This is a genomic window from Bordetella bronchiseptica (genome assembly GCF_900636925.1).
Lineage (GTDB): Bacteria > Pseudomonadota > Gammaproteobacteria > Burkholderiales > Burkholderiaceae_B > Bordetella > Bordetella pertussis.
On sequence record NZ_LR134326.1, the window covers coordinates 4,445,234 to 4,471,123 of the forward strand.

26 protein-coding genes are annotated in these 25,890 nt (G+C 68.5%); 6 read left to right on the forward strand and 20 right to left on the reverse strand.

The annotated features are described in order from the left end of the window. Positions 1-62: 62 nt before the first annotated feature. The 15 genes from EL288_RS20740 to amaB all read right to left on the reverse strand — a co-directional run bounded on the left by EL288_RS20740 (position 63) and on the right by amaB (position 14,808). Positions 63-1,301, reverse strand: a complete 1,239-nt coding sequence (locus EL288_RS20740) for a M20 aminoacylase family protein (protein ID WP_015064559.1) — start codon at positions 1,299-1,301, stop codon at positions 63-65. Then, complete coding sequence (locus EL288_RS20745) at positions 1,298-2,077, reverse strand: amino acid ABC transporter ATP-binding protein (RefSeq protein WP_003808095.1); 780 nt, start codon at positions 2,075-2,077, stop codon at positions 1,298-1,300. The genes EL288_RS20740 and EL288_RS20745 overlap by 4 nt, the downstream gene beginning before the upstream one ends. Beyond that, positions 2,077-2,727 (reverse strand): amino acid ABC transporter permease, encoded by a 651-nt coding sequence (locus tag EL288_RS20750; protein ID WP_003808094.1) that lies wholly within the window; start codon positions 2,725-2,727, stop codon positions 2,077-2,079. Before EL288_RS20750 ends, EL288_RS20745 begins: the two co-directional genes overlap by 1 nt. Further along, entirely contained in the window at positions 2,724-3,554 is an 831-nt protein-coding gene (locus tag EL288_RS20755; protein ID WP_003808093.1) for an ABC transporter substrate-binding protein, read from the reverse strand. The genes EL288_RS20750 and EL288_RS20755 overlap by 4 nt, the downstream gene beginning before the upstream one ends. Positions 3,555-3,638: 84 nt before the next feature. After that, on the reverse strand, positions 3,639-4,874 hold the full coding sequence (locus EL288_RS20760) for a pyridoxal phosphate-dependent aminotransferase (protein WP_003808092.1): 1,236 nt from the start codon (positions 4,872-4,874) through the stop codon (positions 3,639-3,641). Further along, entirely contained in the window at positions 4,875-5,789 is a 915-nt protein-coding gene (dapA, locus tag EL288_RS20765; protein WP_331866624.1) for a 4-hydroxy-tetrahydrodipicolinate synthase, read from the reverse strand. 368 nt (positions 5,790-6,157) lie between these two features. After that, positions 6,158-6,901 (reverse strand): IclR family transcriptional regulator, encoded by a 744-nt coding sequence (locus EL288_RS20770; protein ID WP_003808090.1) that lies wholly within the window; start codon positions 6,899-6,901, stop codon positions 6,158-6,160. An 89-nt stretch (positions 6,902-6,990) separates the two neighbouring features. Further along, positions 6,991-7,281 (reverse strand): hypothetical protein, encoded by a 291-nt coding sequence (locus EL288_RS20775; protein ID WP_003808089.1) that lies wholly within the window; start codon positions 7,279-7,281, stop codon positions 6,991-6,993. Positions 7,282-7,283: 2 nt separating this feature from the next. After that, positions 7,284-8,285, reverse strand: coding sequence for a WD40 repeat domain-containing protein (locus EL288_RS20780; RefSeq protein WP_003808088.1), 1,002 nt, complete (start codon positions 8,283-8,285; stop codon positions 7,284-7,286). Next, positions 8,282-9,304, reverse strand: a complete 1,023-nt coding sequence (locus tag EL288_RS20785; protein WP_003808087.1) for a CobW family GTP-binding protein — start codon at positions 9,302-9,304, stop codon at positions 8,282-8,284. The genes EL288_RS20780 and EL288_RS20785 overlap by 4 nt, the downstream gene beginning before the upstream one ends. A 14-nt stretch (positions 9,305-9,318) precedes the next feature. Beyond that, entirely contained in the window at positions 9,319-10,431 is a 1,113-nt protein-coding gene (locus tag EL288_RS20790) for an LVIVD repeat-containing protein (protein WP_003808086.1), read from the reverse strand. A 24-nt stretch (positions 10,432-10,455) separates the two neighbouring features. Continuing rightward, positions 10,456-11,415 (reverse strand): tripartite tricarboxylate transporter substrate binding protein, encoded by a 960-nt coding sequence (locus EL288_RS20795; protein ID WP_003808085.1) that lies wholly within the window; start codon positions 11,413-11,415, stop codon positions 10,456-10,458. Between the two features lie 302 nt (positions 11,416-11,717). Beyond that, complete coding sequence (locus tag EL288_RS20800; protein ID WP_033458313.1) at positions 11,718-12,068, reverse strand: RidA family protein; 351 nt, start codon at positions 12,066-12,068, stop codon at positions 11,718-11,720. 30 nt (positions 12,069-12,098) lie between these two features. After that, on the reverse strand, positions 12,099-13,262 hold the full coding sequence (gene metC, locus EL288_RS20805) for a cystathionine beta-lyase (protein ID WP_003808083.1): 1,164 nt from the start codon (positions 13,260-13,262) through the stop codon (positions 12,099-12,101). A 16-nt stretch (positions 13,263-13,278) separates the two neighbouring features. Next, a complete protein-coding gene (gene amaB, locus EL288_RS20810; protein WP_003808082.1) occupies positions 13,279-14,808 on the reverse strand; it encodes an L-piperidine-6-carboxylate dehydrogenase in 1,530 nt (509 codons plus the stop codon). Between the two features lie 219 nt (positions 14,809-15,027). Between amaB and EL288_RS20815 the strand changes: the two genes are divergently transcribed. Continuing rightward, positions 15,028-15,720 carry a GntR family transcriptional regulator gene (locus EL288_RS20815; RefSeq protein WP_225665731.1) on the forward strand — a complete coding sequence of 231 codons (693 nt, stop codon included), beginning with the start codon at positions 15,028-15,030 and terminating at the stop codon, positions 15,718-15,720. 142 nt (positions 15,721-15,862) lie between these two features. After that, positions 15,863-16,849, forward strand: a complete 987-nt coding sequence (locus EL288_RS20820) for a tripartite tricarboxylate transporter substrate binding protein (RefSeq protein ID WP_003808080.1) — start codon at positions 15,863-15,865, stop codon at positions 16,847-16,849. Between the two features lie 45 nt (positions 16,850-16,894). Here the strand turns inward: EL288_RS20820 and EL288_RS20825 are convergent, their stop codons facing one another. Then, positions 16,895-17,860, reverse strand: a complete 966-nt coding sequence (locus tag EL288_RS20825) for a Bug family tripartite tricarboxylate transporter substrate binding protein (protein WP_003808079.1) — start codon at positions 17,858-17,860, stop codon at positions 16,895-16,897. A 37-nt stretch (positions 17,861-17,897) separates the two neighbouring features. Next, positions 17,898-18,536 (reverse strand): glutathione transferase GstA, encoded by a 639-nt coding sequence (gene gstA, locus EL288_RS20830; protein WP_003808078.1) that lies wholly within the window; start codon positions 18,534-18,536, stop codon positions 17,898-17,900. Between the two features lie 252 nt (positions 18,537-18,788). Between gstA and EL288_RS20835 the strand changes: the two genes are divergently transcribed. The 4 genes from EL288_RS20835 to EL288_RS20850 all read left to right on the forward strand — a co-directional run bounded on the left by EL288_RS20835 (position 18,789) and on the right by EL288_RS20850 (position 22,525). Continuing rightward, positions 18,789-19,823 carry a WD40/YVTN/BNR-like repeat-containing protein gene (locus EL288_RS20835; RefSeq protein WP_003808077.1) on the forward strand — a complete coding sequence of 345 codons (1,035 nt, stop codon included), beginning with the start codon at positions 18,789-18,791 and terminating at the stop codon, positions 19,821-19,823. 40 nt (positions 19,824-19,863) lie between these two features. Next, positions 19,864-20,466 carry an amino acid synthesis family protein gene (locus EL288_RS20840; protein ID WP_003808076.1) on the forward strand — a complete coding sequence of 201 codons (603 nt, stop codon included), beginning with the start codon at positions 19,864-19,866 and terminating at the stop codon, positions 20,464-20,466. A 25-nt stretch (positions 20,467-20,491) separates the two neighbouring features. Continuing rightward, positions 20,492-21,349, forward strand: coding sequence for an alpha/beta fold hydrolase (locus tag EL288_RS20845; RefSeq protein WP_003808075.1), 858 nt, complete (start codon positions 20,492-20,494; stop codon positions 21,347-21,349). A gap of 204 nt (positions 21,350-21,553) precedes the next feature. Further along, complete coding sequence (locus EL288_RS20850) at positions 21,554-22,525, forward strand: LysR family transcriptional regulator (protein WP_226376496.1); 972 nt, start codon at positions 21,554-21,556, stop codon at positions 22,523-22,525. Here the strand turns inward: EL288_RS20850 and EL288_RS20855 are convergent. From EL288_RS20855 to EL288_RS20865, 3 genes are read right to left on the reverse strand one after another with little or no spacing between them, the layout of a single operon-like run. Further along, positions 22,500-23,213 carry an acetate--CoA ligase family protein gene (locus EL288_RS20855; RefSeq protein ID WP_003808073.1) on the reverse strand — a complete coding sequence of 238 codons (714 nt, stop codon included), beginning with the start codon at positions 23,211-23,213 and terminating at the stop codon, positions 22,500-22,502. The genes EL288_RS20850 and EL288_RS20855 overlap by 26 nt on opposite strands. 15 nt (positions 23,214-23,228) lie before the next feature. Further along, entirely contained in the window at positions 23,229-24,656 is a 1,428-nt protein-coding gene (locus EL288_RS20860; RefSeq protein WP_230591445.1) for a CoA-binding protein, read from the reverse strand. 16 nt (positions 24,657-24,672) lie between these two features. Continuing rightward, positions 24,673-25,647 carry a tripartite tricarboxylate transporter substrate binding protein gene (locus tag EL288_RS20865; RefSeq protein WP_033458315.1) on the reverse strand — a complete coding sequence of 325 codons (975 nt, stop codon included), beginning with the start codon at positions 25,645-25,647 and terminating at the stop codon, positions 24,673-24,675. Positions 25,648-25,890 lie beyond the last annotated feature (243 nt).

Below are 25,890 nucleotides of genomic sequence, written 5' to 3' on the forward strand. Positions count from 1 at the left end.
AAAATTCCGAATGCCGCCCTGTCCAGGCGCGGCAGTGTGTTCCGCAGGCCGGGTAGCCGGCGCTATGCCAGCGGGCCCGCCCCGCCGCGGGGCAGGCAATGGCCGGCCAGCCTGACCCAATAGGCGGCGCCGACGGCGGCGATCTCGTCATTGAAGTCATAGCCGGGGTTGTGCAACCCGCATACCGTCGCCGTTTCACCCTCGCGCCCGCCGCCATTGCCCAGCATCAGGTAGCAGCCGGGCAATGCCTGCAGCATGAAGGCGAAATCCTCCGCCCCCATGGTCGGGATGAACCCGTCATTTAACCATTTCGGCCCCAGCCATTGCACGATCGCGTCGCGGCACAGCGCCGTGGCGCCGGCGTCGTTGATGGTGGCCGGCACCGCGTGTTCGATCTCGATCCGCGCCGCGCAGGAAAACGCCGCCGCCACGCCCTGGGCGATGTCCCGTATGCGCGCGCAGGTCCGTTCCAGCACCGCTGGCGACAGGGTGCGCAACGAACCCGCCAGCCAGGCCTGGTCGGGAATGACGCAATGATTGTCGCTGCCGCCCAGCTGCGTTATCGACAGCACGACGCTGTCGTGCGCGGCGGTATTGCGCGTCACCACCGTCTGCAGCGCCTGGTGCAGCGCCGCCACCGCGGCCACCGGATCGATGGCCTGCTCGGGCAGGGCGGCGTGGCCGCCCTTGCCGGTATATGTCACCTTCACGCGCGAGGACGACGCCATGATGGGCCCGGCCGTCAGCGCGAATTTGCCCGCCGCCAGGCCAGGCCAGTTGTGCAGGCCGAATACCGCCTGCATGGGATGGTCGCGGAAAAGCCCGGCCTCGATCATGGCGCGCGCCCCGCGGCCGTTCTCCTCGGCCGGCTGGAAGATCAGGTAGATCGTGCCGTCGAAGTCGGGATGGCGCTGCAGGTACCGCGCCGCGCCCAGCAGCATGGCCGTGTGGCCGTCATGCCCGCAGGCATGCATGCGGCCCGCATGGCGCGACGCATGCCCGAACGTATTGGTCTCGTGAATCGGCAAGGCGTCCATGTCGGCGCGCAGGCCGATCGCCTGCCCGCCGCCCCCGGCGCGCAGCACCCCGACCACGGCCGTCTCGCCCAGCCCGTCGAGCACCGGTATGCCCCACTCCTGCAGGCAGGCGCGCACCCGGCCGGCCGTGCGATGCTCCTCGAAGCTGAGTTCGGGGTGGGCGTGCAGGTCATGGCGGATGCCGCGCATGAGCTCGCCCGTCTCGCGCCCGACCGCCTCGACCAGCGGATCGGCGGCCCAGCCGGGCCGCGCGCCGGCCGTCATTGCACCCTCCGCAGGAATTGCCGGATGCGCTCGCTGGCCGGCGCATCGAAGAAGCTGGCCGAGGGCGCATCCTCGAGCACCACGCCGCCCTCCATGAAGATCACCCGGTCGGCCACGTCGCGCGCGAAACGCACTTCGTGCGTCACCACGACCATGGTCATGCCCTCGTCGGCCAGCTTGCGCATGACGCTGAGCACTTCGTCGCGCAACTCCGGATCCAGCGCCGAGGTCGGCTCGTCGAAGAAGATCACTTCGGGCTTCATGGCCAGCGCGCGCGCAATGGCGACCCGCTGCTTCTGGCCGCCGGACAGGCGGCTGGGGTATTCGTTCTCCTTCTCGGCCAGTCCCACCTGGCGCAGCAGCGCGCGCGCCTGCTCGATGGCCTGGTCCCTGGCTGCGCCCTTGACCTGTACCGGGCCTTCGATGATGTTCTTGATCACCGTCATGTGCGAGAACAGGTTGAACGACTGGAATACCATCGCCGTCTTCTGGCGGATCTCGCGCACCCGGCGGCGCTGCTCGCGCTTGAGGCCGGCGCCGGCCTGCACCGCCACCTGCGTGCCGCAGATCGTGATCGCGCCCTCGTCCGGCACTTCGAGGAAATTCAGGCTGCGGATGAAGGTCGTCTTGCCGGAACCCGACGGCCCCATCACCACCACCACCTCGCCGCGCCGGATCGTCAGATCCACGCCCTTGAGGACCGCGTTGGCGCCAAAGGACTTGCGCAGCCCTTCGACCTGGACCACCGGCGCCCCGGCTGCTTGGTCGTGTTGCATCATGCCACCCCCTTGCCCAGCTTGCTCTCCACCCAGACCTGGATGAACGTCAGCATCTGGTTGATCACCCAGTACAGCGCGCCGGCGATGATGAACATCTCCATGTAGCGGAACGTATTGGAGCCGACCTGCTCGGCCATCTTGGTCAGTTCGACCACGGTGATGGTCGAGGCCAGCGACGTGTCCTTCATCAGCGCGATGTAGCGCGTGCCCATGGTGGGCGCGGCGATCCGGATCGCCTGCGGCAGGATGATGCGGAACAGGCTGCGCGCCGCCCCCATGCCCAGCGACTGCGCCGCCTCGATCTGGCCACGGTCCACGCCCAGGATGCCCGAGCGGAAATTCTCGCTCAGGTAGGCGGCCGAGCACAGCGACAAGGCCAGGATTGCCGTCGGCACCGGCTCGAGCTCGATGCCGTAGTGCGGCAGGCCGAAATAGATCAGCAGCAATTGCAGCAACAGCGGCGTGCCGCGAAAGATGGACACATACCAGAACGCCAGCCAGCGCAAGGGCGCGACCGGCGACAGCCGGAACAACGCCAGCACCAGCCCCAGCGCGGTGCCCAGCACCGCGGAACTGAGGCCGAGCAGCAGCGTCATCAGCAAGGCGCCCTGGATGATGGGCGCCGCCTTGTGCAGCAATTCGATCATCGCGCGTCCTTGGGCAGCTTCTTGAGCTCCTCGCCCATCTCGATGCCGGCCAGCCACTTGCGGGAGATCTCGTTCAGCGAGCCATCATCCACCATTTCCTGGATGACCTTGTTGACGATGGCCGCCAGATCGTCCTGCCCCTTCTTGTAGGCGATAGCCCCGATGTCCTGCGACAGGTCCGGGCCGGCGATCTTGACCGGGAAGCGCCCTTCCTTGGCCGCCGTCATGCCGGTCACGCGGTCGGTGATGCGCGCATCCACGCGGCCGATGGCCAGATCTTGCAGAGCCAGGAAGAAGTTGTCGTACACGCGGATCTGCGCGTCCTTGACATGCTGGCGCGCCCACGCCTCGTCGGTGGTGCCGGCGGCCACGCCCAGGCGCTTGCCGGCCAGGTCTTCCAGCGAACGGATGGAGGTGTTGTCGTCGCGCACGAAGATATTCTTCGACACGACCATGTACGGATTGGAAAAATCGGCGGACTTGCGGCGCTCCTCGGTGGGCGTGAGGATGGCCACCACCATGTCGTAGCGGTCGGCGTTGAGCCCGGAGATGAAGTTCTTGTACGAGTCGGTCACGAACGTCACCTTCCCGAACCCCATGCGCTTGCCCATCTCGCGCGAGACATCCAGATTGAAGCCGATGGGCTTGTTGGTGTCGTCCATGTAGCCCCAGGGCTTGAGCGAGTCGGACGTGGCGATCCGGATCTCGTTCTTGGCCCGGGCCTTCTCCAGCACGGTCTCGGCATGGGCGTGGGCCAGGCCCAGCGCGAGCGGAACGGCCATCAGCCACTTGAGCATGGCGGGCATCTTGCGGATCACTGCATTCATGTCTGTAACTCCCCGTTGGATGGACGGCCTGGTATGCGGCCGCCCGTGTTTTCAATCACAGTCGCTGCACGATGAAAAGCGCGGCTAGCAATGCGCCGCCGCGTCCAGAAGGCCGGTCAGGCCCCGTTCTATGGTCTGCTCGTCGGTCGCGAAGGAAATCCGCACCGAACCCGGCGCGCCGAACACCGACCCCGGCACCGCCGCCACGTGGCGCGTCTCCAGCAGCCATTCGCAGAAGGCCTGGTCGGGCTCGGGATCGCCGCGAAAGCGCTCGCCGCCGGCCAGCGCCTCGGACAGGTCCAGCATGGCGTAGAACGCGCCGTCCGGGCGCTGCAGCCGCACGCCGGGCTGGCCGCCGGCGATCTGCATGACCAGGTCGCGGCGGCGGCGGTAGGCCGCCGCCATCGCATCGATCGATTCGCGCGGGCCATTGAGCGCGGCCACCGCGGCAGCCTGGCTGATCGAGCATGGCGCCAGCGTCGTCTGCGCCTGCAGGTTGGCCATGGCCTCGATGATGTCGGCCGGGCCGCCCGCGAAACCCAGGCGCCAGCCCGTCATCGCATAGGCCTTGGAGACGCCGTTGACCACCACGATCCGCTCGGCCAGGTCCGGGCACAGCTTGCGCAGCGACGCCGGCGGCTCGGCCGTGTAGTTGAGATGCTCGTAGATTTCGTCGGTCAGGATCAGCACGTCGGGCCGCTCGCGCAGCACCTCGCCCAGCGCGCGCAGCTCGTCGCTGCCGTAGACCAGCCCCGAAGGATTGCTCGGCGTATTCAGGATCACCCAGCGGGTACGTGGACCGAGCGCCGCGCGCAGGGCCTGCGGCGTCAGCTTGTAGCCGTCCTCGGCACGGGTGCCCACGAACGTGGGCACGCCGCCGGCGGCGTAGACCATGCCGGTATAGGCCGCCCAGTACGGCACCGGCAGCAGCACTTCGTCGCCGGTCTCCAGCGTCACGGCCAGGGCGTTGGCGATGACCTGCTTGGAGCCGGTCCCGACCATCACCTCTTCGTCGCGAAACGCCAGGCCATTCTCGCGCTGGAACTTCTGGCGCACCGCCTCCCGCATGGCAAGCGAACCGCGCACCGGCGTGTAATGCGTATCGCCGCCGCGCATGGCCTGCACGGCGGCTTCGATGACGTGCGCCGGCGTGTCGAAATCGGGTTCGCCGGCGGTCAACGATGCCACCTGCATTCCCTGGGCCTGCATATCGGCCACCTTGGCGATGGCCAGGTAGATCTTGGATGTGGTCACCCGCGCCATGCGCGCGGCGACACGCCGCCCGGCGGCAACGGCCGCGCTGTCGGAGATCGTATTCATTCAGGACTCCAGTGCTTCGAATGCCTGCTGCAGGCGCAGCAGGGTTTGCGGGCCGGCCGGCTGCAACGGCAGCCGCGCCTCGCCGAACGCGAAGCCCTTCAGTTGCAGGGCGGCCTTCAGGCCCACGGGGTTCATTTCGGAATAGACCGCATCGGCCAGCGCGCCCTGGCGGTGATGCAACTGCAAGGCCTGCGCCATTTCGCCGGACTCGACCAGCGACTGGATGCGCGCCCAGGGCGCCGGATCCAGGTTGGACATCGCCAGCACGCCGCCGACCGCGCCCAGCGCCACCGCGGCGGGAAACAACGGCTCTTCGCCCGACAGCACGGCCAGCGTGTCGCCGGCCAGGTGGATCAGGCGGGTCAGCTTGGCGAAATCGGAACCGCTGTACTTGATGCCGACGATGGTCCCGTCGCCGGCCATCGCCGCGATGGTTTCGGCGCGCAGCTCCACGTTCGTGCGGCGCGGAATCTCGTACAGCACGATGGGCAGGTCCACGGCCGCGCGGTAGCGCTCGAAATAGGCGCGCACGCCTGCGTCGCCGGCCAGCGCGTAATACGGCGTGACCACCATCAGCGCGTCGGCGCCGGCCTCCCTGGCCGCCAGGCCCGCCTGCACGGCGTCCTCGTAGCCGGTGGCCAGCACGCCGGCGACGACCGGCACGCGGCCCCGGGCCGCCTCCACCGTCCAGCGCACCACGTCGGCGCGCTCCCGCGCGCAGAGGGCGGGATACTCGCCGGTGCCGCCCAGCGGCGCCAGCCCGGCCGCGCCCCGGCCGATGAGGAACTCGATATGCGATCGCAGCACCTCACGATCCACGCCGCCTTCCCGCGTAAACGGGGTGGGCGTGGCCGTGATGATGCCGCGCAAAGTCCTGGCACTGATCAACATCTTCCACCCATCAATGAATTGCATTGCAATTTATATGAATCACAATATAATGATAGATGATTGAAATAACCCGCCTCAATGCGGGTTTTCCCTTTTCGTGGGCGCGAGCCGGCGCGCGGACGCGCCATGGCGCATTCCCGCGTCGGGTGCTTGTTCATGAGGGGATCGCGCGCGTGCCGCATGGACGACGGGCGCATCGGGCACGCCCGCCTTCACGCAAGGATTCGCTTCTGGAGCCGGCCCCTGCTTGGGGCCTGGCGCCTGCAAGATTTCATGGCGTCTGTCAGTGCGTGTGCCTGTCCCCGCTGGGACAGGCACACTGCCGTACGCCATCGGCGCTTGATGGCCAAGACGGTATCTGTCCCGCGGGGACAGGCACCGGATGGCATGCCCTACCCCCGGTAGCCCAGCTCGCGCGAGATGATGCGGGCGGTCTCCTGCAGCATGGGCCGCACGCGCGCCACCACGGCGGCGTCCATGCGCGCCAGCGGGCCGGAAATGCCGATGGCCGCCGACACCTTGCCGGTGGCGTCGAACAGCGGCGCGCCCATGCCGTAGACGTCCTCGCGCCATTCGCCTGCGTTCTCGGAGAATCCCTCCTCGCGCACGCGCCGCAGCTCGGCCTTCAGGGCCGCGTGGCTGGCGATGCTGCGGGCGGTATGCTTGACCAGCTTGGCCGGCAGCGCGGCCGCCAGGTCATCGCAATAGGCCAGCAGCATCTTGCCGGTGCCGGTGCAATAAGCCGGCGCACGCCCGCCCACGCGGGTATACGAGCGTACCGGCTGGGGGCTGTCGATCTTGTCGATGTACAGCACGTCGGCGCCGTCCAGGATGGCCAGATGCACGGTTTCCTGGCTCTGCTTGACCAGCGCCTGCATGTGCGGGCGGGCGATGCGCGACAGGTCCATGCGGTCGGCGATCTGCGTGCCCATCTCCCATAAGCGCATGGTGCAGCGGTAGCGGCGCGTCAGCGCGTCCTGCTGCACATAGCCGCTTTCCATCAGCGTCTGCAGCAGGCGATGCACGTTGCTCTGCACCAGATCGAGATCGGCGGCCAGTTCCGTAATACCCATGGGCTCGGGGCTGGCGGCCAGCCGCTCGAGCAAATGCAAACCCTTGACCAGTGTCTTTCCCATAAGATCCCGCAGCGCGCCATGCCGCGCGCCGATGCTCAGTGTCCGGATAGCGGATTCTACAAGATGGAATCGTCTCCCACTTCGGCCCGTCAATCGCCGATGCAGCGCAGCCCGGTGCCGCCGCCGTGCCGGCGCGCATAGCGGGCGCGCTGCATCGCCAGGTACGACAAGGCGATGCGGCGCGCCTCGAACATGCGCTGGAAGCTGCCCATGTCCATCACGCCGCACGACACCGCGAAGAACGTGCCCCAGGCCTGCTCGGGCACGCGCTCGCCGGGCATGCCGGCCTCCACCTGGCGGGTGCGCTCGACCAGCGCCTCCGATGGCGGCGGCACCTTGCGATAGGTGCCGCGGTCTTCATAGTCCACTTCCGCGCACATGTTCAGCCCTCCTCGCCCGTATCGGCCTGGATCACGCCGCACGCCCCCGATGGCGTGCCATAGGCCAGCCGCGCGCCGGCCCGATCCCAGGCCAGGCAGGCGACACGGTCGCGCCCGGCCTGCCCCAGTATGCGCCGCAGCGCGCCGTCGGTGCTCTCCAGCACCATCAGCCCGTCGGCGTAGCCGACCGCGACCCAGGGCCGTGCCGGATGGCAGGCCACCGCGCTCACCTCGCCGTCGGGCCGCTCGCCCAGGGCCAGCGGCGTACTGCCGATGGGTCCTTCCTCTCCCTCGAACGGCCACAGGACCGCCCCGGCCGAGCCGTCGGTGGCCAGCCATTGCCCGCCGGCCAGCCACGACCAGCTGCCCACCGCGCGCGGATAGCCGACCATGCGGAAATGCCGCAAGGTATCCAGCCGCCAGCCATGCAGCACGGCATCGCGCGTGGCCACCAGCACGAAACGGTCGTCCGGCGAGAACGCCACCCGCGTGGGCATGCCTTTCCAGTCCAGGCGCTGCGGCTCGCCGCCGGCCTGGCGGTCGTACAGCGCCAGGCCGTCGTAGCCGGCAACGGCCAGCCAGCGTCCGCCATGGCTGAATCGCAGCGCCTGCACGGGCCGCTCCTGCGGCAGGGCCGCCGCCTCCCCGCCGCCCCCGGCCAGCCACACGGTGCGTCCGCTGGCGTAGGCCAGGGCGCCATCGGCGGCCACGGCCAGCGCCGTCACCCATTTGTTCGGCACGCTGGCCACGCAGTCCGGCTCGCCCGCGCCGGCCCGCATCACGCGCCCGTCCTCGCCCGCGCTCAGCAGCCAGGCGGCCGCATCGGCCTGGCCCGGCGCCGCGCACGCCGACAGCACATCGCCGTCATGCAGCGCGACGACGCGGCGCTGGTCGCCTTGCTGCACGTGCAGGCGGCCGTCCATCGCCAGGAAAAACGCCTGTTCGCCGGCGAACCCGGCCCGCAGGCACGGCACGCCGAGGTCCAGGCGGTTGAGCATCTTCATTGCGATCTGCACGCCTCGAATCCGGCGCGCAGCGCCTGGGCGTCCAGGCCACGGCCGATGAAGACCAGCTTGCTGGCGCGCGGTTCGTCGTCGCGCCAGGCGCGCTGGTGCTCGCCCTCGACGATCATGTGCACGCCCTGGATGATGTAGCGGCGCGCGTCGTCATCGAGCGCCAGGATGCCCTTCATGCGCAGGATGTCCGGCCCCTGCTTTTCCACCAGGCTGTGTATCCAGGGAAAGAAGCGCCGCCCATCCAGGGCGCCGGCCTGCAGCGACACCGACATCACCGAGATCTCGTGATGATGGTGGTGGTGGTCGGTCCCGCCCTGGCAATGCGCGTCGTGCTCGTGCTCATGGCCGCAACCGGCCGGCGCGGCCCGCGCCTCCAGCTCGACGCAGCGCTGCAGGTCGAACGCGCCGATGGACAGGATGCGCGCCAGGTCGATCTCGGCGCGCTGCACGCGGTGGCAGGCCGCGTACGGATTGATCGCCGCCACCCGGCGCTGGACCTGGTCCGCCTCGCCGGCCGACACCAGGTCCACCTTGTTGATGAGCACCACGTCGGCGTAGACGATCTGGTCCTCGGCCTCCTGGCTGTCGGCCAGCCGCAGCGGAAAATGCTTGGCGTCGACCATGGTGATGACCGCGTCCAGCTCGGTCTTCTCGCGCACCTCCTCGTCCATCATGAAGGTCTGCACCACCGGCGCCGGATCGGCCACGCCGGTGGTTTCCACCACGATGGCGTCGAAGCGGCCGGGCCGGCGCAGCAGCTTGTGCAGGATGCCGATCAGGTCGCCGCGCACGGTGCAGCAGATGCAGCCGTTGTTCATCTCGTAGATTTCCTCGTCGGATTCCACGATCAGATCGTTGTCGATGCCGATCTCGCCGAACTCGTTGACGATCACGGCATACTTGCGCCCGTGCTGGCCGGTCAGGATGCGGTTGAGCAGGGTCGTCTTGCCGGCCCCCAGGTGTCCCGTCAACACCGTCACCGGCACCTTGCGCGTGGCTTCCGACATGACTGCCCTCCTCCTCAGATGCGCTCGAGAATGTGCATGCCGCGGTTGCGGTCGATGATGTACATCAGCCCCTCCTTGGTCAGGAAGACGTCGTTGGTCTGCGCCCGGTCGAAGCCCGGGATGTCCGGCTCGAAGTGCGCCACCTCGCGCGGCGCGTGCGGGTTCTTCACGTCGACCACGCGCAGGCCCTTGGCGAACCACGCCACCGGGATCTCGGTGCCGTACACCTGCTCGGCCGGCTGGTGGCAGCCCGTGAACTCGGGCATGTTCTTGTCCATCAGCTCTTCGATCTGGTAGGTGGAGATCGGCACCGGCTGGGTTTCGTCGGTAATGTCGAACAGCCACATGAACGGCGGCGGCGACGGGCGCACCTTGCGCACGTCCTCGTCGGCCACGATGGCGATCTTGCGGCCGGCCAGCTCGAACGGCAGCGGCAGCACGGTATGCGTGGGGTGCGCGAAGGTCGGGCTGTACGCGAACTTCGACACCAGCTTGGGCTTGCTCATGTCCTCGATATCGAGGATGACCATCCCGCCGTGCCAGTACGCCACGTACAGGCGGTTGCCGCGTCGCAGCACCTGGTGGCACCACGTCATGCGATAGCCTTCGTCGGGCGTCTCGCCGCCCGCGACCCACTGGCCCGGCATCCACCAGCGCCCCACCTCGCGCGGCTTGGCCGGATTCTCCAGGTCCAGGATCATCGCGATGTTCAGGTGATAGCCCTCGACCTCGGGCGTGATATAGGCGTGGCGGCCGTCGAAGTCGAAGCGGTGCACGCCGGTGCCGGCGGTCTTCCAGAAACAGATCTGGCGCGGATTGGTGGGATCCGACACATCATAGATGGCCAGGCCGCCCTGGAAGTTCTCGCCCAGGATGTACGGCGGCGGACACTCCCAGTTGACCAGCATCAGGTCGTTCTCGACGCGCACCTTGTGCGTGTGCACGCCGTCCGGAATGGGAATGTGCGCCACCTGCCGCGGATGCCGCGGATCGCTGATGTCCACGATCGTCGTGCCCGCCGGGGCGTCCATGTGCGCGATGTAGGCGTAGTTGCCCTGCACGTAGACCTGCCCCCCGCCGGCGCAATCGAAATACGCCACTTCCCGCAACCCCTTGATGCTAGCCATGAATATCCTCCAGGTAACCGTGCATCACTGCTTTGCCAGCAAACCCAGCGAGTCCAGCAGCTTGGTGTGCTGCTTGTACTCCGACCACAGCATGGCCTTGGTCTGGGCGCCGTCCATGTAATCCACTTCCACTTCGCGCGAGGCGATGAACTTCTTGAAATCGTCGTTCTGCATGGCCTGCTTGAAGGCGTCGTGGATGTATTGCTTCACGCCGGCGTCCATGTTCCTGGGGCCGAAGAAGAAGAACTTCAGGCCCACGCCCACGTCGTAGCCGATCTCCTTGAAGGTGGGCACGTCGGGGTGGTAGGGCACGCGCTGGGCCTGGAACACGCCCAGGATGCGCAGGCGGCCCTCGTCGACCAGCGCGCGGCCCTCGCCGGCATTGATGACGATGGCGTCGACATGCCCGCCCAGCAGCGCCACGCTGCTTTGCGCCCAGCCCTTGTACGGCACTTCCAGCACGTTCAGCTTGGCGGCCTGCACCAGCTGCGCCATGTTCAGGTGCGAGGCGGTACCGTTGCCCGTGTGGCCCAGGCTGTACTTGCCGGGCGACTGGCGCACGGCCTTGATGAAATCCTGCGCCGTCTTCCAGTCCGCGTCGCCGCGCACCGCCAGCATCTGGTACGACGAGAACACATTGATGATGGGATCGATGTCATCGGGCGTCTTGTACGCCAGGCCCTTCATCATCTGCGGCGCATCGACCACGGCGCCGGTGGGCGTGAAGCCGATGCTGCTGCCGTCGGGCCGCGCATTGACCACCGACGCGATGCCGATCGACCCGCCCCCGCCGGGCCTGCTCACCACCGCCACGCCGTCGGGAAACTTGGCATGCGCTTTCTCGGCCACCATGCGGGCGACCAGGTCGGTCAGTCCGCTTACCGTGAATGGATTGACGATAGTCATGGTTCCCCTGGGCGCCTGCTGCGCGCCCACCATGCTGGGCAGAACGGCGAACAGCGCCGCCACAATCAGCTTCTTCATACCACCACCTCCTGGTCTTTCGATGATCTTTGCGTGCCGGCGCGCTCGACGATGGACCTGGCCTTGCGTGCACGGGAGTGGTTGCTGCGGGTGCTGCTGCGGGACGGTTGTCGGCCGCCTCGATAATTCTATTTTATGGAATCAAATTCCAAATTAATCGATCAATGCGAGATGATACGAGCCGGTTTTTGCCGCTGTCAAGACGCGGTTTCCACGACTTTCCGCGCGGCGCGGCGCACGCGATGCGCAGCGCCGAAAGCCGCGCTGGGCGGCTGGAAAAAGCAGGCCGCAAGAGGCGGCGCTCAGCGCGCGGCGGTCACCTGCACTTCCACCAGGTAGCCCGGCAAGGCCAGCCGCGCCTCGCTGGGCGTGCGGGTCGGCGCCCGGCCCGGCACCACCCAGGCGTCCCACAGCGGATTGATCGCCTCGAGATCGCGCATGTCCTTGAGCAGCACCATGGTCGACAGCAGGCGCGACTTGTCCGTACCGCAACGCGCCAGCAGCGCGTCGATCTGCGCCAGGATCTGCCGCATCTGGTCCTGCACCGTACCGCCCGGGTCGTCGGCCACCTGGCCGGCCAGGTACACCGTGTCGCCGTGGATGACCGCCTTGCTGTAGCGCGGGCTGGTCTCGACATACTGGATATCGCTCATTTGCTGCATTCCCCTCATCGTTATTGATAGTCAGCCGCGCGCCGCCGCCATATGGCGGTCCAGCGCGCGAGCCAGGTCGGCAATCAGGTCGTCCGGGTCTTCCAGGCCGATGTGCAGGCGCACCAGCGGCCGGCCGCCCAGGGCCGCCGCCGACGTATTGCGCACCGGATGGCTGGGCAAGGCAAGGCTTTCGAACCCGCCCCAGCTCACGCCGATGCCAAAGAGCCGCAGATCGTCCACGAAGCGCGCCAGCGCGGCGTCGTCGCCGGCGCGAAACGCCACGCCGAACAGGCCGCTGGCCCCGGAGAAATCGCGCCGCCACAAGGCATGGCCGGGGCTGTCGGGCAGCGCCGGATGCAGCACCTGCTCGACCTCGGCGCGCGTGCGCAGCCACTGCGCCACGCGCAGCGCGCTGGCCTGGTGGCGCTCCAGCCGCACCCCCAGCGTGCGCAGCCCGCGCAGCGCCATATAGCAATCGTCCGGGCTGACGGCGTTGCCATACTGCGCGGCCGCGCGCCGCAGCGCCGGAAACTGTGCCTCGTTGGCCACCGCCACGCCCAGCATCGCGTCCGAATGGCCCACGATGTACTTGGAGGCCGACTGGATGCTGATGTCTATGCCCAGCGCCAGCGGCTGGCAGAACCACGACGTGGCCCAGGTGTTGTCCACCACCGAGACCAGGCCGTGGCGGCGCGCCACCTCGGCCAGCGCGCGCAGGTCCTGCATTTCGAAGGTCAGCGAACCGGGCGCCTCGCCGTAGATCACGCGCGTGGCGGGCCGCACCAGCGCGTCGAGGTCCGCGTCCGGCGCGTACCAGGTGGTCTCGACGCCCAGCCGGGCCAGCTCCTGTTCGCAGAACGCCCGCGCCGGCCCATACACCGTGTCGGCCATCAGCAGATGCTGGCCCGGTTCGAGCAGGCTGCCCAGCACGCGCGTGATGGCCGCCAGCCCGCACGGGAACAGCATGGCGCCATGGCCGCCGTCGAGCTCGGTGCAGGCGGCCTCCAGCGCCCGGCTGGTCTGGCTGCCGAAGCGGCCGTAGTACAGGCTGTCCTGCTTGCGCGACGCCGCCGCCTGGTAATCCGCCACCGACGCGTGCAGGAAGGTCGAGGTCCTGCACGGCGGAATGTTCACCAGCCCCTCGAACCGCTCGGGATCGCGGCCCAGGTGCACCAACCGGGTATCGGGTTTCATGGCGCGGGCTTCCCGGTCAGGCCACGTCGAACTTCACGCCCTGCGCCAGCGGCAGCGCATTGCCATAGTTCACCGTATTGGTGGTGCGGCGCATGTAGGCCTTCCAGCTGTCGGAGCCGGCCTCGCGCCCGCCGCCGGTCTCCTTCTCGCCGCCGAATGCGCCGCCGATCTCCGCGCCCGAAGGCCCGATGTTGACGTTGGCGATGCCGCAATCCGAGCCCTCGGCCGACACGAAGCGCTCGGCCTCGCGCAGGTCGTTGGTGAAGATCGACGACGACAGCCCCTGCGGCACGTCGTTCTGCAGCGCGATGGCCTCGTCCAGGTCGCGGTAGCGCATCACGTACAGGATGGGCGCGAAGGTCTCGCGCTCGACCACCTCGCTCTGGGCCGGCATCTCGACCAGGGCCGGCCGCGCGTAATAGGCCTGGTCGTGGCCCCCGACCGGCTCGCGCGCGCCGCCGGTCACCCGGCCGCCCGCCGCGCGCGCATCGGCCAGCGAACGCTGCATGGCGTCGAAGGCGGCCTGGTCGCGCAGCGGACCGATCAGGGTGCCGCTGTCGCGCGGATCGCCGATGGCGACCGATTCGTAGACCTGCTTCAGGCGCGCCACCAGGTCATCGGCGATCTGTTCGTGCACGAAAATGCGGCGCAGCGAAGTGCAGCGCTGGCCGGCCGTGCCCATGGCCGAGAAGGCGATGCCGCGCAGCGCCAGGTCCAGGTTGGCCGACGGGCAGATGATGGCGGCATTGTTGCCGCCCAGCTCCAGGATGGAGCGGCCGAAGCGTTCGGCCACCTTCGGCCCCACCTTGCGGCCCATGGCCGTCGAGCCGGTCGCCGACACGATGGGAATGCGGGGGTCGTCGACCAGCGCCTCGCCGACCTCGCGCCCGCCGATCAGCACCTGCGAAAGATGGGCCGGCGCGTCGCCGAACCGAGCCAGGGCCCGCTCCAGCAGCGCCTGGGTCGCCAGCGCCGTCAGCGGCGCCTTCTCCGAAGGCTTCCACAGCAGCGAGTCGCCGCACACCAGCGCGATGGCCGCGTTCCAGGCCCAGACGGCCACCGGGAAGTTGAAGGCCGAAATAATGGCCACCGGGCCGGCCGGATGCCAGGTTTCCATCATGCGGTGCTCGGCGCGCTCGGTGGCGATGGTCAGGCCGTACAGCTGGCGCGACAGGCCGGTGGCGAAGTCGCAGATGTCGATCATTTCCTGCACCTCGCCTTCGCCTTCGGAGAGGATCTTGCCGGTCTCGATGCTGACCAGCCGGCCCAGCTCGGCCTTGGCGGCGCGCAGCTCCTCGCCCAGCAGGCGCACCAGCTCGCCGCGCCGCGGCGCCGGCACCTTGCGCCAGGCCAGGAAAGCCTGGCGCGCATCGGCCACGCGGGCGCGCGCCTGTTCGGCCGTCAGCTCGGGCAGGCGCGCGATCGCCTGCCCGTCGATCGGCGAGCGCACCTCCAGCGTGCCGCCGTCGTACCGCGCCGGGTCTACGCCCAGCTGCTGCAACAGGCGCCTGGTTTCCTCGGGAGTCGCGCTATGCACTGTCGTCATGATCTGGATCCTTTCAGGTGATGGTCGCAAGCGGCGGGCGGCGCGGGCCGCGCCTCCGGCAGATGGCTGCCGGACCGCCAGTTTTCTATTTTATGGAATTCAATTCCAAAAATATGATAAATGAAAAATCGGCTTCGGCACAACACCGGCGCACGAGACGGGCGCGGACCCGTTGCACTACTATCTGCCGGGCTGCCCCCTTGATGCGAGTAGATGAGAATGATGGAACCCGACGTGCCCCACGACGGCGCGACCGACGACAAGGCCTCGATGCCCCTGCGGCGCCAGGCCGAGGACGCGTTGCGCAAGACGATTCTTTCCGGGCGCTTCATGCCGGGAGAACGGCTGAAGGAACGCGAGCTCATGGAATTGCTCAACGCCAGCCGTACCCTGGTGCGCGAAGCGCTGCGCCAGGTCGAGGCCGAGGGCCTGATCGAGATCGTGCCCAACCGCGGACCGGTGGTGGCGGTGCTCAGCTACGAAGAGGCCGAGGAAATCTACGAGGTGCGCGGCATCCTGGAAGCGCAGACCTGCACCGGCTTCGCGCTGCGCGCCGGCAGTGGCCACATGAAAACGCTGGCCGCCGCCTTCGACGCGCTCAGCGAGGCGGCGCGCCAGGGCGACATCCCGCGCACGCTGGCGCTCAGCGATACGTTCTACGACACCATCGCCGCCGGCTGCGGCAACCGCCTGCTGGGCAACATGCTGCGCCAGCTGCACAACCGCATCGTGCTGCTGCGCCGCACGTCGCTGTCCGAGCCCAGCCGCCTGCCCGAGACGCTCTACGAACTGACCCAGATCTTCGAGGCCCTGAAAGCCCGCGACGAAATCGCCGCCGGCAAGGCCGCGCTGCACCACGTGCGCCAGGCTTCGCGCACCGCCTTGCAGGTGCTGCGCAGCCGCCAATCCTGAGGCTGGCAACTTAAATCGTAGTACCAAATAGATTTTTTTATTAATTTCGTAGTACGATTTGGCCGCCAAGCAACATTCTTGGCGGCCAGCGCGCGGGCGCATCCCGCTCGGGCCGCCACCCTGCCCAAGGAGCATTGCGGTCATGAAGCGAAGAACATTCAACATCGGGCTGTTGGGCCTGATGGCAAGCGGCGCCCTGGTGCGCACCCGGCCCGCCATGGCGCAGGACGCCGCGCTGCCGTCCCTGGTCACCCTGGTGGCGCCGTTCGCCCCGGGCGGCGGCGCCGACCAGCTGGCCCGCGAATTCGCCCACTTCGCCCAGTCGCGCGCGCCCGGCACGACCTTCGTGGTCGAGAACAAACCCGGCGCCAATGGCGCCATCGCCGCGCGCCACGTCGCGCGCCAGCAGCCCGACGGCGCGACCCTTCTGCTGGGCACCTCCAGCACCCACGCGCTCGGCCCGCTCATCGCCAAGGCCGATCCGGCCCTCATCGTCAAGGAATTCAGCCCCGTCACGCTGCTGGCCACCACGGCCAATGTGCTGGCGGTCGCCAGCACGTCGCGCTGGAAAACGCTCGATGATTTCGTCGCCGACGCGCGCGGGCAGGCCCTGACCTACGGCACCTTCGGCACCGGTTCCTCGGCGCACCTGTATGGCTTGCTGCTGGCGCAATCGACCGGCGCCAGGCTCTCGCACGTGCCCTACAAGGGTTCCAGCCAGGCGGCCACCGATCTGCTGGGCGGCCATATCGACGCGGTGTTTCTCACCAGCAGCGCGCTGGAAGGGCTGGCGCGCGAAGGCAAGGTCCGGGTGCTGGGCGTCACCGGCAAGACGCGCACGCGCGTGTTCCCCGACGCCAGGACCTTCGAAGAGCAGCGCGTGGCGCAACTGGACTTCAGCGGCTGGTTCGGGCTGTTCGCGCCGGCCGGCACGCCGGCCCCGCGGCGCGAGGCCATCGCGGCGCTTGCCGCCAGCCTGGGCAAGGATGCCGCCGCCAGCCAGCGCATGACCGGGCAGGGCTACGACTGGGTCGGCTCGTCGCCGCAGGCGCTGCAGGATTCGCTGCTGGACACCCTGGGTATCTACCAGAAGGTGCTCGCCACCCGGCCCGACGGCCTGGGCGGCTGAGCGCACGTCCATGGGCCGCGCCTGCGCGGCCCATGCGGCACGCCGCTATTCCAGCGAGATGCCGGAGTCCTGCGCCACCTGGCGCCACTTGCGGCTCTCGGTCGCCAGCTTGTCGCGGTACTGCTCGGGCGAGCCGCCCACGATGCCCACGCCGCGCGCCGCCAGCTTGGCCCGCACATCGGGCAACGCCAATACCTTGGCGAACGCCGCGTTCAGGCTGGCGATGTCCTGCGGCGGCGTGCCCACCGGCGCGAAGATCCCCATCCAGCCTTCGGCGGTCAGGTCCGCGTAGCCCAGCTCGCGCAGCGTCGGCACCTCGGGCAGCTCGGCCAGCCGCGCCGGCGACGGCGTGGCCAGCGCGATCAGCTTGCCCGACTGGATGTGCGGCTGGGCCACCGCCACCGTATCGAAGGTGAAATTCACGTCCCCGGCCAGCAGCGCGGTCATGGCCTGGGCGCTGCCCTGGTACGGGATGTGCGAGGCCGAGATGCCCGTGGTCGACAGGAACAGTTCGCCGATCAGGTGATTGGTCGAGCCCATGCCGAACGACGAGAAATTCAGCTTGCCCGGCCGCGCCTTGGCCGCGGCGATCAGGTCCGGCACGCTGCGCACGGTCGAGGAGGCCGGCGCCACCAGCACGAACGCCACGCTGCCGACTTCGGTGACCGGCATGAAGTCCTTCTGCACATCGTAGGGCGCGGTCTTGCGCGTGATCGGGTTGATCAGCAGTTCGGCGCTGGTGCCGAAGAACAGCGTATTGCCGTCCGGCGGCGCGCGCCGCACCGCCTGCGCGCCCAGCGTGCCGGCCGCGCCGGCGCGGTTCTCGACCACCACCGGGCGGCCGAGCTGCTGCGGCAAGTGCTCGGCCACGATACGGGCCGCCCCGTCGGTGCCGCCGCCAGGCGGAAAGCCGACGACCAGCTTCAACGGCGCGGCGGGATCGGCCGCCAGGGCCAGCGGCGCGGCCGCCAGGCCGGCCAGCACAATGGCAATGCGTTTGGTCCAGTTCATGCGCTACCTCGTGTCATCCAGGGTTTGAAAAATGGCCTCATCGGGCGGCGGCCGCGCGCTGGCGCTCGCCTTCGTCGCGCGCGGCCTGCTCGGCGGCGCGCACGCTGGGCCGGGCGCCCACGCGCGCCAGGTAGGCTTCCAGGTGCGGCCATGCGCTCGTGTCGATGTCGTGCGCGCGGGTCCACATGGCGATCGTGTAGCAATGCGCGTCGGCGATGGTGAACGTCTCGCCCATGAGGAATTCGCGGCCCGCCAGCTGATCGTTCAGCCACTGCAGGCGGCCGTCCAGGTACTGGCGGGCGATGCGCCGGTACTCGGGCGGCGTGATCGCCTTGAACAGCGGCATGAAGCCGCCCTTGTGCAGGTCTGCGGCGATGAAGCTCATCCACTCCAGCACCCGGTAGCGCGCCAGCGTGCCGGCGGCCGGCAGCATGCCTTGCTGCGGCCGCTGGTCCGCCAGGTACTGCATGATCACCGCGCCTTCGCTGAGGAACTGCCCATCGGGCAGCTCCAGCGTCGGCACCGTGCCCTTCGAATTGACCTTCAGGTAATCGGACCCGTCGGCCAGCCGCTTATTGGCCATGTCGACCCACTGCAGGTCCAGCGCCAGCCCCAGCTCGCGCGCGACGATATCGACGGCCAGCGAGCAGCCGCGCACCTCGTGATAGAACTTCATGCCCGTGCATCCTCAAGAGTGTTGGAAAAGCCCTGCGTCCACCCGAACGATGAAAAATCCGCTCTGGTAGTACGATATATTCACTTTAAACAAATTCAGTACTACAATTCTGTCAGCGATGCACGATTTGTCCTACTAGGGGAAACCTGGGCGCGCGGCCCTGCCGCCACGCCCAGGCGCATCCATCACGTCACGCCCGAGGCGCCGCACACGGCGCCTTCATGAACACGACCGCATCGACAGGAGACCGATATGCAGGGAACCATTCTGGTAGGCACGGCCGGCCAGGGCATATTGCGCAGCAATGACAATGGCGCCAGCTGGCACCGCCTGGGCCTGAAGGAAGCCATCGAATTCGACGGCACCGTGCGCAGCCTGGCGGTCGACCCCGCCAATCCCGCCCGCGTGCTGGCCGGGGCCGACGCGGGCATCTGCCTGAGCACCGACGGCGGCGCGCATTTCAGCCTCGTCGACTCGCCCGCCAACGGCCAGACGATCTGGTCCGTCGCCTTCAGCCCGCGCGATCCGCGCCTGGTGTTCGCGGGCTCCGGCGCGCCCTCGCGCGCCCGCATGTACCGCTCGCGCGACGGCGGCCAGAGCTGGGAGCAGCTCAGCCCCGAACTGCCGGAGTTCTGCAGCGGCGTGCACCGGCCGCGCATCCTGACCGTCTGCGCCCACCCCGAACGGGCCGAGGAAGTCTGGTTCGGCGTGGAGGAAGGCGGCGCCTGGCGCAGCACCGATGCCGGCGACACCTGGGAGCGCATCGATGCGCCCGGGCGCGGCATCAACAACTCGGACATCCACAGCATCACCCTGCTGCCCGCCGCCTCGGGCCAGCCGGCCACGCAGATCGTGGTGACGGTGAATTCGGTCTGCCAAAGCGTCGACGAGGCGCGCAGCTTCGACTGCCAGGCATCCAGGGAGCGCTTCGACGGCCTGTACTACACGCGCGCGGTCTATCCGCTCGATGCCGCCGGCCAGACCTTGCTGCTGGCGGTAGGCGACGGCACGCCCGGCACGCGCACCCGCATCTACCGGTCCGAGGATCGCGGCCGGAGCTGGGCGCCCGCGCTGCTGCACACCGCGCCCAACTCGACCGTATGGGCGTTCGGCGCCCATCCCAGCGATCCCGCGCTGGTGTTCGCCGGCACCAAGTACGGCCACCTGCTGCGCTCCACCGACGGCGGACGCAGTTGGTACAAGGAATGGCGCGATTTCAGCGAGATCACCTCGGTCGCGTGGACGCCCCACGTCGCCCCGGTGCATGCCCATCCCCAATCGATCTGACCGGGCGGCCACGCCCCCTTCCACTTTCATCAGAGCAGCAATGAAAACGCCCAACTTCAGCGTCTACCACATCCGCAAATGGTATCTGCAGGTCGAGGACACCCTGGCCGGCGAGACCGGCGCGCCCGCAGACGGCGAGCCGCTGCGCAAAATCGTCCTGGCCGCGTGCATCCACAATCCGTACGCCGGCAAATACGTGGAAGACCTTACGCTGTGGATCGACGCCTCGCCCGGGCTGGGCGCCGAGTTCGGCCGGCGCGTGCGCGAGGCCGCGCAAGGCCAGGCCATCGCCAGCTACGGCAAGGCCTGCCTGGTCGGCGCCGACGGCGAATACGAGCACGGCAACGCCCTGCTCACCAACCCCGCCGCGAACCCCGTGCGCGACGCGCTGGGCGGCGCGAAATCGTGGGTGCCCTCCACCGGCAAGCGCGGCGGCCCCGGCACCATCATCGACATCCCGCTGGCCCACAAGGATGCGCTCTACGTGCGGTCCCACTACGATACGGTCAGCGCCCAGTTCAACGACGGCCCCAACCGCGACGAGGTCGTCCTGATCTGGGCCTTCGCCACGCGCGGCCGCCTGAACGCCCGCCTGGGCGGACTCGCCGCCTGCGACGTCCAGGGCCATGACGGCCTCAACTGAACACGCTCGCCGGAACCCGCCCGCCATGCAACGCCGCGATTACCGCCTCGCCCACGCCGGGCTGGACTTCCACGTCACGGAATGGGGCAGCCCGCAAGGCCTGCCGGTCGTGATGCTGCACGGCATCCGCGGCTACGCGGAGACCTTCGCGGGCATCGCGGCCGCGCTCCAGCCGGAATACCGCGTCATCGCCTTCGACCAGCGCGGGCGCGGGCGGACCGACTGGGACGCGGACTGCAATTACTACACCGATACCTATGTGGCTGACCTGGCCGCGGTGGCCGACCAGCTGTCGCTGGCGCGCTTCGACCTGCTGGGCCACTCCATGGGCGGCATCAACGCGATCGTCTACGCCGCGCGCCATCCGGGGCGCGTCGGCCGGCTGGTGGTCGAGGACGCCGGACCGGGCGCCTTCGAGGACAGCGACGGCGCGCGCCGCATCCGCCGCGAACTGGCCGAGACCCCGGCCGGCTTCGCCTCCTGGGACGCCGCCAGCGACTTCATGCGGTCGCTGCGCCCCAGCGTGTCCGAGCAGGCTCGGCAGCAGCGCCTCGAAAGCATGCTCAAGCCCGCGCCCGAGGGCGGGTACGTCTGGCGCTACGACCATGCCGGCATCGCCCGCACGCGCCTGCACCCCGACCCCGCGCGCGTGGTGGACCTGGCCGCCTACGTCGCGCGCATCGGCTGTCCGACCCTGCTGCTGCGCGGCGGCCGCTCCGACTACCTGCAACCGGCCATGGTCGAACGCATGCGCGCCCTCAACCCGCGCATCGAAGCGGTGGAGATCGCCGACGCGGGCCACTACATCCACGACGACCAGCCGGCGGCATTCGCTCGCCACGTCTGCCGGTTCCTGAAGCCGCACGCGCCGGCCGGCGCGTGATCGCGGCGCTCGCGCGCAAACCGCTGCGCGAGCGCATTGCGGCCCTGCTAAGGGTTTCCACTATTCAGCGCGCATCGACGCAAAAGCGCGATGTTGCTACCATGTTTTCGAGCTGTATCGCGGCTTTCCGTTGCCGTACGTATCATTCCTGCGAATCACCTTCAGTGGTCGCCCAGCCAGTGCTCGTTAGGCGAATTGACGTACATGAATACGACCCGTATGCAGCGCATGCCGCCGCTGAACGCATTGCGAAGTTTTGAAAGCGCGGCGCGGCACGAGAGTTTCCTGAAGGCCGCCGCGGAGCTGCACGTCACGCCAGGAGCCGTCAGCCGCCTGGTCAAATCGCTGGAAAGCTACCTGGGCGTCGAACTGTTCATGCGTTCGCACCGCGGCGTGGCCATCACGCCGCAAGGCAAGGCGTTCGCCGAAGACATTCTCGAAGCGTTCAACAAGATCGGCATCGCCACGGACCGCGTCCAGCAGCATCCCGGCGACCGCGGGCTGAGCATCTGCTGCCATCCGACCTTCGCCGCGCACTGGCTGACCCCGCGCTGGGCGCAGGTCCAGGCGGCGCTGCCCAGCACGCAGATAAACGTCAAGACCACCCTGGCGCCCGAACTCGAAAGCACGGACGACTACGACTTCGTCGTCAAGCTGGGCCCCGATCCCGCCGCCGAGCAGGCCTGCAGCGGCGGCGTGGCCGCCGAACGCGTGCTGGATGTCGAGACGTTCCCGATCTGTTCGTCGGCCTTCCTGCAACGGCATGGCGGCGAACTGGGGCTCGACGATATCGAGCGCTATCCGCTCATCCACGCGCAGCTGCGCCCGCAGGACTGGAACCGCTGGCTCCAGTCGGTGGGGCAGCCCGCCTTGCGCCAGGCGCCCGCGCTGGTGTTCGAGAGCCTGACCCTGGCCTACAACGCGGCGATGTCGGGCGCGGGCATGGCCATCGGCATCCACGCCTTCATCGCCGACGACATTGCATCGGGCAGGCTGGTGGCGCCGTTTCCCCAGGTACGCAAAAGCCACATGGGGTTCAACATCTATTTCAACGCCCAGCGGGCGGCGCGTGTCCCGCGCATCGAGCAGATCCGCCGCTGGATGGTCCAGGAGCGCAACAAGACGCGCGCCACCGACACCGCCGCCGCGCTCAGAAAGTCGGCTTTTGCAGAATGATCGATGCGTCGGCGACGACCATGCCCGGGTCCAGGTGGCGGCCGCGCACCATGACCGGGTTGAGGTCCAGCTCGGCGATCAGGTGGCTGCGCCGGTAGTAGAACTCCGAGACATCCGCGATCAGCCCGGCGAACGCGCCGATATCGGCGGGCTCCCTGCCCCGGGCGCCGTCGATGATCGGAAACGCCTTGTGATGGCGTAGCGCGCGCTCGGCATCGCGCGCTGACAGCGGCGCCATGCGGATCTCGGGCGCGCCCAGCAGCTCGGCATAGATGCCGCCCGCGCCCACCACGACGACGGGGCCGAAGGTATGGTCGGTGCGGCAGCCGACGAACCATTCCATCAGGACGTCGCCCACCATGGATTCGACCAGCACTTCCCCGCCGGCCACGCCGGCCCGCCGCGATCGCTCCTGCAGCTCGCGCCGCGCGCGCTCCACGTCGCCCGGCGCCACGTCGAGCGCCACCAACCCCAGTTCCGACTTGTGCAAGACCTCATCGGCGCACAGCTTGACGACGGCCGGACCGCCGCGGGCCTCGCCCGGCACGGGGAACCCCGCCATGGCCAGGATGCGCTTGCTGTCCGCCTCGTGCACCACCTGCCGTCCGGCATCGATCCATTGCTGCAGCAGCAAATCGATCTCGTCCAGTTTCGTACCCGCCCCTGCCATGGAAATCGCTGTGCTCATGTCTACGCCTGTTCCTCAGGAGATGTCCGTGTCGCCACGTATGGCCCGCAATGCCAGGGCCACCCGGCCGGTGTCGCCATAGATCGGAATGCCGCTGCGGGTCAGTATCTCCAGCGACTCCGGCGTCTGCTCCGGCGTGCCGGTCCAGCAGACCACCACGGGTTTGTCGGTGCTGCGGTACATGCGGACGATGGCGTGCGCGAACGCCGGATTGCGGATGAACGTCGAGATGATCGCGAACCCGTCGAGGTTCCTGGCGCGCGCGAACAGGTTCAGCACCTCTTCGAACAGCGACTCCTGCGTCAGGATCGCGCCGGACAGGTCGATGGGATTGCGGCTGGCGCCGAACTCGGGCACCTTCGCCTTGAGGCGCTCGAGCGTGTCCGGATCGAACGGCGGCACGGTAAAACCGTCCAGCTCCAGCAGATCCGACAGCTCCACGGCCAGGCCGCCGGCCACCGACAGGATGCCGACCGCGCCGCCCTTCATCCGCCTGCCGTTGGCCAGGGCCATGGCAACATCGATGGCCGTCGCGCTGTCGCGCGCCCGCACCACCCCGAGCTGGCGGAACACCCCGTCGATGACGCGGTCGTCCGACGCCATGGCGCCGGTATGGCTGCTGGCCGCGGCCACGCCGGCGGTGGAACGCCCGCTCTTGACCACCACGATCCGCTGCTGGGGGCCCAGCCGCTGCACGCTGCGGGCGAAATGCCGGCCGTTCTTGATCTGCTCGATATAGCACAGCACGACCCGGCACTCCGGCTTGTCGGCCAGCGCATGGATATAGTCCGCGGCGGTCAGGACGGCTTCGTTGCCCGAGCTGACGACGCAGCACAGGCCGACGCCGCGGCGCATCAGGTTGTTGGCCATGTAGCCCGCCATCGCGCCGGACTGCGACACGATCGCGACCTTGCCCTCCAGCATCTGGTTGTACATCGGGCTGAAGGTCATCTGCAGCTTGACGCCCGGCACCACCACGCCCTGGCAGTTGGGGCCGACGACCGGCAACTGGGTCTCCAGGCAGTACTGGCGCAGCGCGGTCTCCAGCGACGCCCCGCGCTCGCCGGTTTCGGTAAAGCCCGAGGCCAGGATGACGGCCAGGCGCAGCCTGCCCAGCGGCACGGACGCCAGCGCCGTCACGACCATGTCGGCCGGCACGGCGAACAGCGCCACATCGACCGGTTCCTCGATCTCCGAGAACGCCTGCACGAACCGCACGCGCTCGTAGCCGGACTCGAAGACGCCGGGCTCCACCGGAGCCCGGCACACGCCGTAGATATTGCCGGCAAAGCCATTCTTGACGACGTTGCGCAGAATGACGTTGCCCAGCTTCGCGTGGTCGGCCGAGATGCCGACCACGGCGACGGTCCTGGCCTTGAACAGCGCGCCGATGGCGCCCTGCAGGTGATCGGCGTTGACCGTAAGCTGCGTCACGGATTTCATTGCCACGGCGTCCATCTCATTGAGCCTTCAATCCGAGTTCCTTGACCAGGGCGCCCCACTTCACGGTCTGCGAAGCCAGGACTTCGTCCATCTCCTTGGGCGTGGACGCCGGCAGCTCCCAGCCCAGTCCCTCGATGTAGCGCGTACGGGCCTCCGGGGTGCTGAGCGCCGCCTTGATGGCGGCCTGCAGCTTGTCGGCGATCGCCGGCGGCACGCCCTTCGGCCCGGCGATGCCGAACCACTCGGTGGCCTGGAAGTTCGGAATCACCTCGGCGATGGTGGGCACGTCGGGAAACAGCGGCGAGCGGGTGTCGCTGGTCACCGCCAGCACCTTCAGGCTGCCTGCCTGCACGTGCGGCAGCACCGAGCCCAGGTCCAGCACCCCGATGGGCAGCCGTCCGGCCACCAGGTCCGCCTGCGTGGCGCCGCCGCCCTTGTAGGGAATGTGCACGAACTTGGTGCCGGCCAGCTTGTTGACCAGTTCCATGGAAAGGTGCGCCATCGAGCCCACGCCCGACGTCCCGTAGCTGCCGTACTTGCCCGGTTCCTGCTTGACCTTCTCGATCAGCTCGGCGAACGAGGCCACCGGAACCGAGGGGTGCACGACCACCAGCTTGGGCGCGCGGTTGACCACGGTGATGCCGGTGAAGTCCTGCGGCATCCGGTAAGGCATGCTCGCCTGCATGCCGGGCATGATGGTGTGGCCGGTCACCAGCAGCACCAGGTGATAGCCGTCCGGCGCGGCGCGGGCCGCCGCCTCGGCCCCTATCATCCCGCCCGCGCCGGTGCGGTTCTCGACCACGACCTGCTGGTTCCAGGTCTTGCCCAGCTGGTTGGCGATATAGCGCGTGACATTGTCGGCCGGACCGCCGGCGGAAAACGGCACGATGATGGTGATGGGTTTGGACGGATAGCGGTCCGGGCTTTCGGCGGCCTGAGCGGCCGCGGGTCCGAGCGTAAGCAGCAGCCCGACAAGTAACGAGCGGATCATGGTTGTCTCCTGTCACTGTTTTATGGATTGCGGGCTTCCCGTCGGAAGGTCTCGCGGTGGCAGCTTGGCCGGCGCACACATGTTCGGCGAGCGCCATCCCGGCCGGCAAACGACTTTTTTTCCCGCTGGCCTACAAAAACTCAACCAGAAGAAACCTGGCTGAGAAAAACTGAGCCACCGCTGCGAAATAGTCGGTTGCCGCCCGATTTCGGCCGTCGATATAGTCGTCTCCATCCTCACATC

Coding starts and splice junctions, on each gene's coding strand:
- EL288_RS20740 (WP_015064559.1), bottom strand. CDS start 1,301: ATGACGGCCGGCGCGCGGCCCGGCTGGGCCGCCGATCCGCTGGTCGAG.
- EL288_RS20745 (WP_003808095.1), bottom strand. CDS start 2,077: ATGCAACACGACCAAGCAGCCGGGGCGCCGGTGGTCCAGGTCGAAGGG.
- EL288_RS20750 (WP_003808094.1), bottom strand. CDS start 2,727: ATGATCGAATTGCTGCACAAGGCGGCGCCCATCATCCAGGGCGCCTTG.
- EL288_RS20755 (WP_003808093.1), bottom strand. CDS start 3,554: ATGAATGCAGTGATCCGCAAGATGCCCGCCATGCTCAAGTGGCTGATG.
- EL288_RS20760 (WP_003808092.1), bottom strand. CDS start 4,874: ATGAATACGATCTCCGACAGCGCGGCCGTTGCCGCCGGGCGGCGTGTC.
- dapA (WP_331866624.1), bottom strand. CDS start 5,789: ATGCAATTCATTGATGGGTGGAAGATGTTGATCAGTGCCAGGACTTTG.
- EL288_RS20770 (WP_003808090.1), bottom strand. CDS start 6,901: ATGGGAAAGACACTGGTCAAGGGTTTGCATTTGCTCGAGCGGCTGGCC.
- EL288_RS20775 (WP_003808089.1), bottom strand. CDS start 7,281: ATGTGCGCGGAAGTGGACTATGAAGACCGCGGCACCTATCGCAAGGTG.
- EL288_RS20780 (WP_003808088.1), bottom strand. CDS start 8,285: ATGAAGATGCTCAACCGCCTGGACCTCGGCGTGCCGTGCCTGCGGGCC.
- EL288_RS20785 (WP_003808087.1), bottom strand. CDS start 9,304: ATGTCGGAAGCCACGCGCAAGGTGCCGGTGACGGTGTTGACGGGACAC.
- EL288_RS20790 (WP_003808086.1), bottom strand. CDS start 10,431: ATGGCTAGCATCAAGGGGTTGCGGGAAGTGGCGTATTTCGATTGCGCC.
- EL288_RS20795 (WP_003808085.1), bottom strand. CDS start 11,415: ATGAAGAAGCTGATTGTGGCGGCGCTGTTCGCCGTTCTGCCCAGCATG.
- EL288_RS20800 (WP_033458313.1), bottom strand. CDS start 12,068: ATGAGCGATATCCAGTATGTCGAGACCAGCCCGCGCTACAGCAAGGCG.
- metC (WP_003808083.1), bottom strand. CDS start 13,262: ATGAAACCCGATACCCGGTTGGTGCACCTGGGCCGCGATCCCGAGCGG.
- amaB (WP_003808082.1), bottom strand. CDS start 14,808: ATGACGACAGTGCATAGCGCGACTCCCGAGGAAACCAGGCGCCTGTTG.
- EL288_RS20815 (WP_225665731.1), top strand. CDS start 15,028: ATGATGGAACCCGACGTGCCCCACGACGGCGCGACCGACGACAAGGCC.
- EL288_RS20820 (WP_003808080.1), top strand. CDS start 15,863: ATGAAGCGAAGAACATTCAACATCGGGCTGTTGGGCCTGATGGCAAGC.
- EL288_RS20825 (WP_003808079.1), bottom strand. CDS start 17,860: ATGAACTGGACCAAACGCATTGCCATTGTGCTGGCCGGCCTGGCGGCC.
- gstA (WP_003808078.1), bottom strand. CDS start 18,536: ATGAAGTTCTATCACGAGGTGCGCGGCTGCTCGCTGGCCGTCGATATC.
- EL288_RS20835 (WP_003808077.1), top strand. CDS start 18,789: ATGCAGGGAACCATTCTGGTAGGCACGGCCGGCCAGGGCATATTGCGC.
- EL288_RS20840 (WP_003808076.1), top strand. CDS start 19,864: ATGAAAACGCCCAACTTCAGCGTCTACCACATCCGCAAATGGTATCTG.
- EL288_RS20845 (WP_003808075.1), top strand. CDS start 20,492: ATGCAACGCCGCGATTACCGCCTCGCCCACGCCGGGCTGGACTTCCAC.
- EL288_RS20850 (WP_226376496.1), top strand. CDS start 21,554: ATGAATACGACCCGTATGCAGCGCATGCCGCCGCTGAACGCATTGCGA.
- EL288_RS20855 (WP_003808073.1), bottom strand. CDS start 23,213: ATGAGCACAGCGATTTCCATGGCAGGGGCGGGTACGAAACTGGACGAG.
- EL288_RS20860 (WP_230591445.1), bottom strand. CDS start 24,656: ATGAAATCCGTGACGCAGCTTACGGTCAACGCCGATCACCTGCAGGGC.
- EL288_RS20865 (WP_033458315.1), bottom strand. CDS start 25,647: ATGATCCGCTCGTTACTTGTCGGGCTGCTGCTTACGCTCGGACCCGCG.